This is a genomic window from Cupriavidus sp. DL-D2, from assembly GCF_039710735.1.
Classification (GTDB): domain Bacteria; phylum Pseudomonadota; class Gammaproteobacteria; order Burkholderiales; family Burkholderiaceae; genus Cupriavidus.
In genome coordinates, this window is record NZ_JBDKXK010000004.1 from 47,635 (window position 1) to 60,268 (window position 12,634).

9 protein-coding genes are annotated in these 12,634 nt (G+C 64.1%); 7 read left to right on the forward strand and 2 right to left on the reverse strand.

What is annotated here, in order from left to right:
- Positions 1 to 109 precede the first annotated feature (109 nt).
- Positions 110 to 697, forward strand: a complete 588-nt coding sequence (locus tag ABDB81_RS03120) for an acyloxyacyl hydrolase (protein WP_249359564.1) — start codon at positions 110 to 112, stop codon at positions 695 to 697.
- A 24-nt stretch (positions 698 to 721) separates the two neighbouring features.
- Here the strand turns inward: ABDB81_RS03120 and ABDB81_RS03125 are convergent, their stop codons facing one another.
- On the reverse strand, positions 722 to 2,170 hold the full coding sequence (locus tag ABDB81_RS03125; RefSeq protein WP_346809749.1) for a PLP-dependent aminotransferase family protein: 1,449 nt from the start codon (positions 2,168 to 2,170) through the stop codon (positions 722 to 724).
- A gap of 298 nt (positions 2,171 to 2,468) precedes the next feature.
- Between ABDB81_RS03125 and ABDB81_RS03130 the strand changes: the two genes are divergently transcribed.
- The 3 genes from ABDB81_RS03130 to ABDB81_RS03140 all read left to right on the forward strand — a co-directional run bounded on the left by ABDB81_RS03130 (position 2,469) and on the right by ABDB81_RS03140 (position 6,496).
- Positions 2,469 to 3,800: an aspartate aminotransferase family protein gene (locus ABDB81_RS03130; protein WP_160471280.1), complete on the forward strand. Its 1,332-nt coding sequence runs from the start codon at positions 2,469 to 2,471 to the stop codon at positions 3,798 to 3,800.
- A 50-nt stretch (positions 3,801 to 3,850) separates the two neighbouring features.
- A complete protein-coding gene (locus ABDB81_RS03135; RefSeq protein ID WP_346809751.1) occupies positions 3,851 to 5,368 on the forward strand; it encodes a CoA-acylating methylmalonate-semialdehyde dehydrogenase in 1,518 nt (505 codons plus the stop codon).
- A 285-nt stretch (positions 5,369 to 5,653) separates the two neighbouring features.
- Positions 5,654 to 6,496 carry a hypothetical protein gene (locus ABDB81_RS03140; protein ID WP_346809753.1) on the forward strand — a complete coding sequence of 281 codons (843 nt, stop codon included), beginning with the start codon at positions 5,654 to 5,656 and terminating at the stop codon, positions 6,494 to 6,496.
- Positions 6,497 to 6,537: 41 nt separating this feature from the next.
- On the opposite strand, the gene ABDB81_RS03145 is transcribed toward ABDB81_RS03140, so the two are convergent.
- Complete coding sequence (locus ABDB81_RS03145; RefSeq protein ID WP_346809755.1) at positions 6,538 to 7,938, reverse strand: PLP-dependent aminotransferase family protein; 1,401 nt, start codon at positions 7,936 to 7,938, stop codon at positions 6,538 to 6,540.
- Positions 7,939 to 8,122: 184 nt separating this feature from the next.
- Between ABDB81_RS03145 and ABDB81_RS03150 the strand changes: the two genes are divergently transcribed.
- From ABDB81_RS03150 to ABDB81_RS03160, 3 genes are all read left to right on the forward strand, one after another.
- On the forward strand, positions 8,123 to 8,461 hold the full coding sequence (locus ABDB81_RS03150; protein WP_346809757.1) for a DUF2917 domain-containing protein: 339 nt from the start codon (positions 8,123 to 8,125) through the stop codon (positions 8,459 to 8,461).
- Positions 8,462 to 8,797: 336 nt separating this feature from the next.
- The gene (gene icmF / locus ABDB81_RS03155) at positions 8,798 to 12,085 is read left to right on the forward strand and encodes a fused isobutyryl-CoA mutase/GTPase IcmF (protein WP_346809759.1); all 3,288 of its coding nucleotides are present in this window, start codon (positions 8,798 to 8,800) and stop codon (positions 12,083 to 12,085) included.
- Positions 12,086 to 12,185: 100 nt separating this feature from the next.
- The gene (locus tag ABDB81_RS03160) at positions 12,186 to 12,623 is read left to right on the forward strand and encodes an HIT family protein (protein WP_137926964.1); all 438 of its coding nucleotides are present in this window, start codon (positions 12,186 to 12,188) and stop codon (positions 12,621 to 12,623) included.
- The last annotated feature ends 11 nt before the right edge of the window (positions 12,624 to 12,634 follow it).

Here is a 12,634-nt window from a genome sequence, read left to right on the forward strand (position 1 = left end):
CCCGCTGCCGAATGGAAGGGACGGGCGAGGGCGTGTCGAGTGCGTTGTTTTTCCGAGCCCTCTCTCTTCGATGCCTTTCAACATGAAGAAAGCACAACAAGAACGAAACATGTCTACTGCCCCACGTTCCCGCATGAAGCTCCTGGGCCGAACCGTGGCCGCTGCCGCATTGGTGGCGGGTGCCAGTTCGGCGGCCAGCGCCGAGGAGCTGGTGGGCTGGAAACACCCCGCCGTACATGTGGCCTATGGCCGTGACACGAGCCATGACGTCAACAAGTACGAAGTCGGCATCAACTTCAACACGCCGATCCAGTATGGCAATCCGCAGGGCTGGCTGTTCCGCCTGCAGGCCGAAGTGAACCTGGCTGGCTGGGATACGCGTGGCGGCACCAACCAGCAGAATCTGGTCGAATTCGGTATTTCGCCAATCCTGCGCGTGGAAAAGCGCGGCGGCTACTTCGTGCCGTTCGTCGAGGGATCGGTAGGCCTGCGCGTGCTGAGCCACGCGGGCACGTCCGATGAACATCGGATGGGCAGTGCGTTCCAGTTCTCGGACATGCTCGGCGTAGGTGTGGGCTTCGGCAAGAACGCCGCCACCGAAGTGGGCTTCCGCTTCCAGCACATCTCCAATGCCGGGATCAAGGAACCCAACCCGGGCAGCAACTTCTATACGGGTTACGTGCGCTACCGCTTCTGAGCGCCTGCGCAGAACTGCCAGCCGTCAGGCGGCGCGGACCATCGCGGTCCCGCCGCTGCGGACGGCATCGAAGAACGCCCACAACTCGGGGGCGTCGCTGGTGGCCACGTTGAACCGGATCCACGGCGAGTCTGCTTCCGCGGGATCGAAATACGCGCCCGGCGCCAGCCAGATACCGTGCTCCAGCGCCAGCGTGGCCAGGTGATTGCCGCTCACGGCGACGCCATCGTGCCCCGGCGCCAGTCGCGCCCATGTGAACATGCCGCCTTCGGGCCGAAGCATGATTTCCAGCCCATGCGCTTCCATCTTTTCCGACACGTGATCCTGTTGCGCGCGTAGCCGTTCGGCCAGCGCCGCCACATGCCGCCCATAGTGACCGCTGGTCAGTACCGAATACACGAGCCGCTCGGTGACTTCCGACGAGGTCAGTCCGACCGCCATCTTGGTGCGCGCGAATGCCTTGGCAAGGTCAGGGCTGGCCGCCAGATAGCCCACGCGCAGCGACGGCGCGATCGTCTTCGAAAATCCGTTCACGTAGACCACTTGCGACAAGCCATCCATGGCCGCCAGCATCGGTGAGCCGGCGGGGGCGAGTTCGCGATAGATATCGTCTTCGACCACAAGCAGCCGATGCTGCTCGGCCAGTTGCAGCACGCGGAACGCGTTCATGCTGGTCAGGCTGGCGCCGGTGGGATTCTGCAGCACCGTGTTGACGAACAGCGCGCGCGGGCTGTGCTGGCGGATGGCATCTTCGAGCGCATCGGTGTCGAGGCCCGCTGCGGTGCGTGGCACGCCGATGGCACGCAGCCCGGCCAGCCGCAGGATCTGTAGCAGGTTGCAGTAGCAAGGGGCTTCCACGAGCACGGTATCGCCCGGTCGCAATAATGTGCGGACCACGAGGTCCAGTGCCTGCGTGGCGCCCTGCGTCAGCACCACCTGCTGCGACTGCACGGGCATGCCGTACTGGCTCAGATGCGTGGCGATGTGCTCGCGCAGCGCGCCGAATCCGTAGGGGTGGCCATAGCCGGACACCTGCGCGGCCGGCACGCGCGATGCACTGCGCATGGCCTGATGCAAACCTTCCTCGTTGAGCCAGTCCCCCGGCAGCCAGCCCGCGCCCGCCTTGATCGGCACGGAGTGATCGGCGAATACATCGGAGAGCAGCCACGCTGCGTTAAGTCCGGGCACCTCCCAGTGCGGCGCGCGTGCATGACCCGAAGGCGTGTGGCGATGGGCCACCGTGTAGCCCGAGCCGGGGCGCGCCGCCAGATAGCCCAATGCCGTCAGCCGGCCATAGGCTTCGGCCACCGTGAAGGTGCTGACGTTGTGCTGCTGCGCCAGACGCCGCACCGAAGGCAGCGCGGTGCCAGCACGCAGCGCGCGCTGATCGACCATGGCGGCGATGGCTGCCACGATCTGCTCGGTCAGGGTTTCACCGCCACGGCGGCTGCGGACAAGATTCAGGTTGAGCATGCGGCGCTCGGGAAAATCGAAACCTGTACAGTGTAATGGCTTGTGGCAGGCCGGGTGGCGATGGGGGAAATTTGACGCGCCGCAGCGTGAATCGGCTGTTTCATCGATGTAACAGCGGGTGTCGTGCAACTGCGGAGCCGGATTCGCCATGCGTTGCATCTGTACGGTCTGGGCATCTTGACCTGTACGGTCAGGCGGAGCCGTGGAGACCGTATATTCTTGAGTTCGGACCCCGCCGGTAGAGTTGCCCAATCCGTGGCATGCCGCCACGCCCCGCGCATTGCGAACAGGAGAAAGTATGGACGCCGCCAAGACCGTGATTCCCGATCTCGAAGCCTTGTGGATGCCCTTTACGGCCAATCGCCAGTACAAGAGCGCGCCGCGCCTGCTGGCGTCGGCCAACGGCATGTACTACACGACGCACGATGGCCGCGAGATCCTCGATGGCTGCGCCGGTCTGTGGTGCGTGGCGGCTGGTCATGCACGCAAGGAGATCGTGGAAGCCATCGCGCAGCAGGCGGCCACGCTGGACTACGCGCCGCCGTTCCAGATGGGGCATCCGCTTGAATTCGAAGCAGCGACCAAGGTGGCGGCGCTGATGCCGAAGGGGCTGGATCGCATCTTCTTCACGAACTCGGGTTCGGAATCGGTCGATACGGCGCTGAAGATCGCGCTGGCCTATCACCGCGCTCGCGGCGAAGGCACGCGCACGCGCATCATCGGTCGCGAGCGCGGCTATCACGGCGTGGGCTTTGGCGGCCTGGGCGTGGGCGGCATCGGCCCGAACCGCAAGATGTGGTCGGCCAACGTGATGCCCGGCACCGATCACCTGCCGGCCACGCTGAACATCGCCGAGGCGGCGTTCTCGAAGGGCCAGCCGCAATGGGGCGCGCATCTCGCCGATGAACTGGAGCGTCTGGTGGCGCTGCACGATGCATCGAACATTGCCGCCGTGATCGTCGAACCGATGGCAGGTTCCGCTGGCGTGCTGATCCCGCCCGTGGGCTATCTGGAAAAGCTGCGCGAGATCACGAGCAAGCACGGCATCCTGCTGATCTTCGACGAGGTCATCACGGCATTCGGCCGTCTTGGCGCGGCCACCGCTGCCGAGCGCCTGAAGGTCACGCCGGACCTGATCACGATGGCCAAGGCCATCAACAATGCCGCCGTGCCGATGGGTGCCGTGGCCGTGCGCCGCGAGGTGCACGACGCCGTGGTCAATGCCGCGCCGCAGGGTGGCATCGAACTGCCGCACGGCTACACGTACTCGGGCCATCCGCTGGCCATGGCCGCGTGTATCGCCACGCTCGACCTCTACAAGCGCGACAAGCTGTTCGAACGCGCTGCGGAGATGGCACCGAAGTTCGAGGCTGCCGTGCATGGCCTGCGCGATGCGCCGCACGTGAAGGACATTCGCAACCTCGGCATGGTGGCGGGCGTGGAACTGGAATCGCGTCCCGGCGCACCGGGTGCGCGCGCCTACGAGGCGTTCCTGAAGTGCTTCGAACTGGGCGTGCTGGTACGCTACACCGGCGACATCCTGGCGTTCTCGCCGCCGCTGATCATTTCCGAGTCCGAGATCGACAAGTTGTTCGACACCGTGAAGCAGGCGCTGCAGAGCATCCAGTAAGACCTGCCCGCAAGAACGGCACACCCCGAGACACCGAGAGGAAGACCGCAGTGAACATCGCAGAAAACCGGCAGATCGCCGAAATCCACCACTACATCGGCGGCACCGTGCAGCGCGCCGCCACCGATCGCTTTGCCGATGTGTTCAACCCGGCCACCGGCGACGTGGCCGCACGCGTGGCCATGGGCACCGCCGACGATGTGGCGGCAGCCGTGGCCGCAGCCAAGGCCGCCTGGCCTGCCTGGGCAGAAATGCCGCCGCTGCGCCGCGCGCGCATCCTCTTCAAGTTCAAGGAGCTGCTGGACCGCCATCACGACGATCTGGCCGCGCTGATCACGCGCGAGCACGGCAAGGTGTTCTCGGATGCCAAGGGCGAAGTCACGCGCGGCATCGAAGTGGTGGAGTTTGCCTGCGGCATTCCCAACCTGCTCAAGACCGACTTCACCGACAACATTGGCGGTGGCATCGACAACTGGAATCTGCGCCAGCCGCTGGGCGTGGTGGCCGGCATCACGCCGTTCAACTTCCCGGTGATGGTGCCGATGTGGATGTTCCCGGTGGCGCTGGCCTGCGGCAACACGTTCGTGCTGAAGCCGTCTGAGCGTGACCCGTCGCCAAGCCTGCTGATCGCCGATCTGCTCAAGCAGGCCGGTCTGCCCGATGGCGTGTTTAACGTGGTGCAGGGCGACAAGACCGCTGTCGATGCGCTGCTGGCGCATCCCGACGTGCAGGCGCTGTCGTTCGTCGGCTCCACGCCGATTGCCGAGTACATCTACACGGAAGGCACGAAGCACGGCAAGCGCGTGCAGGCACTGGGCGGCGCAAAGAATCACCTCGTCGTGATGCCCGATGCGGATCTCGATCAGGCGGTGGATGCACTGATCGGTGCCGCGTACGGCTCCGCAGGTGAGCGTTGCATGGCGATCTCGGTGGCGGTGGCCGTGGGCGACGTGGCCGACAAGCTCGTGCCGCGTCTGGCAGAGCGTGCTGCCGCGCTGAAGATCCGCAACGGCATGGAAGACGATGCCGAGATGGGCCCGCTGGTCACGGCCGCGCACAAGGCCAAGGTCGAGGGCTACATTGCCAAGGGCGTGGCAGAGGGTGCCAAGCTGGTGATCGATGGACGCGGCCACAAGGTGGACGGCCACGACAATGGCTTCTTTGTCGGCGGCACGCTGTTCGACAACGTGAAGCCGGACATGACGATCTACAAGGAAGAGATCTTCGGTCCGGTGCTGTCGGTAGTGCGCGTGCATGATTTTGCCGAAGCCGTATCGCTGATCAACGCGCACGAGTTCGGCAACGGCGTGTCGTGCTACACCAGCGACGGCGGTATCGCCCGTGCCTTCGCGCGCCAGATCCAGGTCGGCATGGTCGGCATCAACGTACCGATTCCGGTGCCGATGGCGTGGCACTCGTTCGGCGGCTGGAAGCGCTCGCTGTTCGGCGATCATCACGCGTACGGCGAAGAAGGCGTGCGCTTCTACACGCGCTACAAGAGCGTGATGCAGCGCTGGCCGGACAGCATCGCGAAGGGTGCGGAATTTACGATGCCGGTGGCGAAGTAGCCATCCTCCCACTTCAAGTGGAAAGGCGCTCCTTGATGGAGCGCTTTTTTTTGTTGCCGTCGTTGCCAATTACCTCAGATTGCAATCCCCAACGTTGCGTTTGACGCGCCTCAAGCTCCTGCCGTTGCTCCATCGCTACGCTTGCGCGGCCCGTCCATGGCGATCACTGATCGACCCTGGCGGCAAGGGGAATCCTTTCCCATCGTACGGCGCCGGATCTGCCGTAACTCCCCCGGCCACGATGTTCCGCGCCCTGCGTGCGAGGGAAATTATTGGGAATGCAACGTGAAGCTTGAAGCAAAGGTAATGCGCCTGGGCGCGGTGGCGCTGTGCGCAATGGCGCTGGTGGCTTGCGGTGGTGGCGACGACGGTCCGGGAACGACGATTACCAGTGGCCCGTCGGGTGGTACATCGAGCGGTACATCGGGTGGTACATCGAGCGGTACGCAGCCAGCGTCGAGCGTGGTGGTGGGCGCGGTGGAAGCATCGTTCGTGGAAGGCAGCGATGCCCGCTTCGCGGCGGTCGGACTCGATACGCGGGTTGGCGCGCTGGGTGGCGCGAAGCAGGCCGCGAATGGCACATTCCCCGCGCTGAGCACGTACAGCACGAGCAGCGGTGGCGTCGGTGGCATTGCGGGCAACGCGTCCTTTGCGATGGGCAACTGGGTCGGCAAGGTCCAGGATAGCGATGGGAACAGGGAAGTCTCGACGCCGAATGGCGTGTCCTACGCCGTGTTCAACCGCCCGGCGCAGGCCAAGGCCGATGGCACGCTGACGTGCACGCCGCACATCACCTCGCCGCGAACTGCAAGGGGCAAGGGCGAGACGATGGCAGGCACGTCGACGATGACCATCGCCGATGGCGTGATTTCCGTGAGCGCCAACCTGGTCCTGACGCAGGTAGACGGCAATGCGACGCCGGTCACGTTCAACCACACATTCACGATGATCGGGGGCACAACCTTCGTGGGCATGATGACCAGCACGCCCACCAGGCCGATCGAATACACCTTGAGCATCGGCGACGGTGTGGGCGATGGCCATATCGTCGTGATGCCATGGCGCCTGAACGCAGCGGCTGGCGTGCAGCACGGCATGACGGTCCTGGAGTGCAAGCGTCCGACATAAGGGCACAGTCCCTCCTTCCATGAAGAGGGAGGGACGTCAGGTTACCGGCTGCCCGCTTCGTCGAAGAACGCACGCGAGCGGGCATCGCCGGCATAGGCGGAGTTGATGCGCACCCAGGCCGAGGTCTCGCCACCGGGGCGGAAGAAATGTCCCGGCGCCAGCGAGATGCCATAGCGTTCGGCCATCGTCACGATCTCGCGCGAGTCCTCGATGCCGCGTGGCCGTGCCCACAGGAAGTTGCCACCGGCCGGCTCGCAGAACACTTCCCAGTTGTACTGGTCGAGAATCTTCACCGCATCGGCCGTCACCTCGCGCGTGCGTACGCGCAACCGTTCCACATATTTGCGATAGGCGCCGCGCTCCAGCATCGTCGCGGTCACGGCCTCCGCGAAGTGCGATCCCGCAACGCTCGTCAGCACCTTCACATCGATCAGGTCCTTGATCAGCGTCTTGTCGGCCACGACATAACCCACGCGCAGCGCGGCAGACACCGTCTTCGAAAATCCGCCGATGTAGATGACGTGTTCAAGCTGGTCGAGCGTGGCGAGTCGATCGGTGAAGTTGAGCTGGAAGTCCGAGAAGATATCGTCTTCCACGAATCGGAAGTTGTGCTTGCGCGCGAGTTCGAGCAGACGGAATGCCACGGGCGGCGCGAGCGTGGAGCCGGTGGGATTCTGCAGGATGCTGTTGGTGAAGAACAGCTTGGGCTTGTGCTCGCGCAGCAGGCGCTCGCACGCTTCCGGGTCGGGACCGTTTGGCGTGTGCGGCACGCCAACGAGTTGCACGCCATGCATGCGCAGCAGGCCGAAGAGGTTGTAGTAACCGGGGTCTTCCACAAAGACCGTATCGCCCGGCTTCAGCAGATGGCGCACGATCAGGTCGAGTGCCTGGCTCGCGCCCGAGGTGATCAGCACCTGGGACAGATCGGCCTGCACGCCCACCTGACGCACGCGCGTCAGCACATGCTTGCGCAGTTCCGGATGGCCGAGCGGTGTGGCGTAGTGGATCACGCTGTCGATGTCGTGACGCGTGATGTGGCGGATGGCCTGCGTCAGTCCTTCCACATCGCGCCATTCCTCGGGCACGAAGCCGCCCGCGAGTTTCAGCGTGCCGCTGGGATGGTGGAACTGGTCGATGATGTGCAGCGACAGATCTTCGGCGAGGCTGGGGTCCGACCAGCCGCGTCCGCTGCGACCGGCCAGCGCGCTCTCGGCCACATAGAAGCCCGACCCCTGGCGCGAATCGACCAAGCCTTGCGAGACCAGACGGTCATAGGCTTCGATCACGGGAAAGCGGCTGATGCCGTGTTCGGCAGCCAGTGCGCGAATCGAAGGCAGGCGCGCGCCCGGCGTGGCTTCGCGGGACGAGATCCACGACTTCACGCCGAGCACGATCTGCTCGGTGAGCGGCACGCCGGTGGAGGGGTCGAGAATGAGCTTCATAGGAGCGGGGGCGGGGGCACTGGCGAGCAACTGTCAGTAAAAACTACTGAACAGTACTTCGAAAACTGTTCGGAACTGTGCATGGGATTGTAGTGCGCGCCGTGGATAAATACAGCCATGGCGCAGCGCCCCCTCGGCTTTCCATGACAGGCCACGCAGCGCCGGGCACCTTAAGGAGACGCCCATGCGTGAACTCAGGACATTCGAACTCGACGATCCCGGCCAGCCCGTGAGCTGGCGCGCCCGCCACGGCCAGAGCGTGACTGCGCTCGAAGGTCGCCTCTGGCTGACCGTGGAAGGTCAACTGGCCGATATCTGGCTGAAGCCGGGCGATACCCGCGCGCTGACCGAAGGTGACCGCGTGTGGTTGTCCGCGGAAACGGACATCGCGCGATTCCTGCTGACTGAAGTCCCGGCGCCGTGGTCGATGCGTCGCGCGGTGTTCATCGCCCGCCAACTCGCGCGTCGCTGGAATGCGCGCAAGACCGACGCGTTTGGCGATTGCCCGCAAGCCAGCGCCTGAAACCCTTCTCCTACCGTTCTCCTGGGATCCGGAGCCGCATGCATCACCTTCGCCGACCTCCCGCGGCGCGGGCGCGGTCTCCGGGCCCTTCTCCTTTCCTCCTCGTTTCTCGTCGGTCTTTCCTGAATCCCGTCGCCGTGCCACGATGATGTGGAAGCGTTTGACGTCATCCGTAGCATCGATCGGTGCTTACCCGCGCCCCTCGACTTACGTTAACGTAAACGTCATATAATCGTCCGGCCCCTGTGAGTGCGGTCGTCAGAACCGCAGACGTGTCGTGCTACGCACACGTCAGCCGCAAGCGGGCAGCCAGCCACATAACGAGCGGTGGAGACAATGACTGATCTTTCCGATGTGAGCAGGACAGCGGCCGCCCATTCCAAGGCGACCGCAGGCAGCGGCCCGGCCAACAAGGTGCGTTTTGTCACCGCCGCGTCGCTGTTCGACGGCCACGATGCGTCGATCAACATCATGCGGCGCATCCTCCAGTCCCATGGCTGCGAGGTGATTCACCTGGGCCACAACCGGTCTGTGCATGAGGTGGTGACCGCAGCGCTGCAGGAAGACGTGCAGGGGATTGCCATCTCCAGCTACCAGGGTGGCCACGTCGAATACTTCAAGTACATGATCGATCTGCTGCGCGAGCACGGCGGCGAACACATCCAGGTGTTCGGTGGCGGCGGCGGCGTGATCGTGCCCGAAGAGATCCGCGAATTGCAGGCGTACGGCGTGGCGCGCATCTACAGCCCCGAGGACGGCCAGCGGCTGGGCCTGATGGGCATGATTGCCGATATGGTGCAGCGCTGCGATATCGATCTCACGCGTTACGCGCCGTCCACGCTCGATGCCGTGGCCGCAGGTGATCGTCGCGCACTCGCACAACTGATTACCGCGCTGGAGAACGGAAAGGCTGCGCCGGCGCTGGTAAGTGCACTGCACGACCGCGCCAAGACCGCCACCACGCCGGTGCTCGGTATCACAGGCACGGGTGGTGCCGGTAAGTCGTCGCTGACCGATGAACTGATTCGCCGCTTCCGGCTCGATCAGCAGGATGCGTTGTCGATTGCGGTGATCTCGATCGATCCGTCGCGCCGCAAGTCGGGCGGCGCGCTGCTCGGCGACCGCATCCGCATGAACGCGATCAACCATCCGCAGATCTTCATGCGCTCGCTCGCCACGCGCGAGGCGGGTTCTGAAATCTCGCAGGCATTGCCCGATGTGATCGCCGCATGCAAGGCCGCATCGTTCGATCTGGTGATCGTGGAGACGTCCGGCATCGGGCAGGGCGATGCCGCCATCGTGCCGCACGTGGAACTGTCGCTGTACGTGATGACGCCCGAGTTTGGCGCGGCAAGCCAGTTGGAGAAGATCGACATGCTCGACTTCGCCGATTTCGTCGCCATCAACAAGTTCGACCGCAAGGGCGCGCAGGATGCGTGGCGCGACGTGGCCAAGCAGGTGCTGCGCAATCGCGAGCAATGGCACAGCAAGGCCGAGGACATGCCGGTGTATGGTACGCAGGCATCGCGCTTCAACGATGATGGCGTGACCATGCTGTATCAGGGATTGGCCGAGGCACTGGGCACGCGCGGTCTCGTATTCAAGGCGGGTATGTTGCCGAAGTTGCCGGGCCGCATCTCCACCGGCCAGAACGTGATCGTGCCGCCCGCGCGTGGCCGCTATCTGGCCGAGCTGGCCGATACCGTGCGCGGCTATCATCGTCGCGTGGCGGCCCAGAGCCGCACGGCGCGCGAACGTCAGCAACTGCGTGCGGCGCACAGCATGCTCAAGGCGTCGAACCATGATGCCGATGGTCAGGCACTTGAATCGCTCGCCACGGAGCGCGATGCCTCGCTCGGCGCCGTGGAGCGCAAGCTGCTGGCGATGTGGCCGCAGATGCAGGATGCGTACAGCGGCGACGAATACGTGGTCAAAATCCGCGACAAGGAAATCCGCACGGGTTTGATCACCACGACGCTCTCTGGAACGAAGATCCGCAAGGTGGTGCTGCCGCGCTTCGAGGACGATGGTGAAGTGCTGAAGTGGCTGATGCGCGAGAACGTGCCCGGCAGTTTCCCGTACACCGCTGGCGTGTTCGCATTCAAGCGCGAGGGCGAAGACCCTACGCGCATGTTCGCGGGCGAGGGCGATGCGTTCCGCACCAATCGCCGCTTCAAGCTCGTATCGGAAGGCATGGACGCCAAGCGGCTCTCCACCGCATTCGATTCGGTCACGCTCTACGGCGAAGACCCGCACGAGCGGCCCGACATCTACGGCAAGGTCGGCAACTCGGGCGTGTCGATTGCCACGCTCGACGACATGAAGGTGCTCTACGACGGCTTCGACCTGACCAGCCCCAGCACCTCGGTATCGATGACGATCAACGGCCCTGCGCCGACGATCCTCGCGATGTTCATGAACACCGCCATCGATCAGCAACTCGACAAGTTCCGCGCCGACAACCGTCGCGAGCCCACTGCCGACGAGGAAGCGAAGATTCGCGCGTGGGTGCTGCAAAACGTGCGCGGCACGGTGCAGGCGGACATCCTCAAGGAAGATCAGGGCCAGAACACTTGCATCTTCTCGACGGAGTTTTCGCTGAAGGTGATGGGCGATATCCAGGAGTACTTTGTCCACCATCAGGTGCGCAATTTCTACTCGGTGTCGATCTCGGGATATCACATCGCCGAGGCCGGTGCGAACCCGGTATCGCAACTCGCCTTCACGCTGGCGAATGGCTTCACGTATGTGGAGGCCTACCTCGCGCGCGGCATGCATATCGATGACTTCGCGCCGAACCTGTCGTTCTTCTTCTCGAACGGCATGGACCCCGAGTACAGCGTGCTGGGCCGCGTGGCACGCCGCATCTGGGCCGTGACGATGCGCGACAAGTACGGTGCCAACGAGCGTAGCCAGAAGCTCAAGTACCACATCCAGACATCGGGCCGTTCGCTGCACGCGCAGGAGATCGACTTCAACGATATCCGCACCACGCTGCAGGCGCTGATCGCGATCTACGACAACTGCAATTCGCTGCACACGAATGCGTATGACGAGGCCATCACCACGCCAACGGCGGAGTCCGTGCGCCGCGCGCTGGCCATCCAGTTGATCATCAATCGCGAGTGGGGCGTAGCCAAGTGCGAGAACCCGAACCAGGGCAGCTTCCTGATCGAGGAATTGACGGACTTGGTGGAAGAAGCCGTGCTGCAGGAGTTCGAGCGCATTGCCGAGCGCGGCGGCGTGCTCGGGGCGATGGAGACGGGCTACCAGCGCGGCAAGATCCAGGAGGAGTCGCTGTATTACGAGCAACTCAAGCACGACGGTACGCTGCCGATCATCGGCGTGAACACGTTCCGCAATCCGAATGGAGATCCCACGCCGCAGACGCTGGAGCTTGCGCGATCAAGCGATGAAGAGAAACAGAGTCAGTTGACCCGCCTGGCGGAATTTCAGGGCGGCCATTCGGCAGATGCATCGGCGATGCTCGACCGCCTGCGCCAGACGGTGATCGACAACGGCAATGTATTCGCCGTGCTGATGGACGCTGTGCGCGTGTGCTCGCTGGGGCAGATCACGCATGCGCTGTTCGAGGTTGGCGGTCAGTATCGACGCAATATGTAGGCTTGCCAGAGCATCGGAAGGCTGTGCAGGTGGTTCACGCGGCGGGGCGCTGGGGATACACTCAGCGTTTCCGCAAGCGTGCATCCATTAGACAATCACCATGCAAGCCGAGTACGACAGCAACAACATCTTTGCCCGCATTCTGCGCGGCGAACTTCCCTGCTTCAAGGTCTACGAGGACGCGGACACCATCGCGTTCATGGACATCATGCCGCAATCCGACGGCCACACGCTGGTGGTGCCGAAGGAGCCGGCGGTGGACATCTTCGGTTTGTCCGAAGCCGGTGCAGCGGCCGCCATCCGCGCCACGCAGATCGTGGCCCGCGCGGTGCGCGAAACGTTTGCGCCCGATGGCGTGGTGATCAGCCAGTTCAACGGCGCGGCTGCAGGGCAGACCGTGCCGCATGTGCATTTCCACATCGTGCCGCGCTACGCGGACCAGTCGCTGCGCGGTCACGCGCGCGACCAGCAGAAGATGGAAGTGCTCAAGGCGCATGCCGAACGCGTGGCGGCCACGCTGGCGAAGCAGGGCGCCTGAATCGGCATCGA

Bases quoted from the DNA above. Each gene is read 5' to 3' on its own strand.
- ABDB81_RS03120 (WP_249359564.1), top strand. From the start codon at position 110: ATGTCTACTGCCCCACGTTCCCGCATGAAGCTCCTGGGCCGAACCGTG.
- ABDB81_RS03125 (WP_346809749.1), bottom strand. From the start codon at position 2,170: ATGCTCAACCTGAATCTTGTCCGCAGCCGCCGTGGCGGTGAAACCCTG.
- ABDB81_RS03130 (WP_160471280.1), top strand. From the start codon at position 2,469: ATGGACGCCGCCAAGACCGTGATTCCCGATCTCGAAGCCTTGTGGATG.
- ABDB81_RS03145 (WP_346809755.1), bottom strand. From the start codon at position 7,938: ATGAAGCTCATTCTCGACCCCTCCACCGGCGTGCCGCTCACCGAGCAG.
- ABDB81_RS03150 (WP_346809757.1), top strand. From the start codon at position 8,123: ATGCGTGAACTCAGGACATTCGAACTCGACGATCCCGGCCAGCCCGTG.
- icmF (WP_346809759.1), top strand. From the start codon at position 8,798: ATGACTGATCTTTCCGATGTGAGCAGGACAGCGGCCGCCCATTCCAAG.
- ABDB81_RS03160 (WP_137926964.1), top strand. From the start codon at position 12,186: ATGCAAGCCGAGTACGACAGCAACAACATCTTTGCCCGCATTCTGCGC.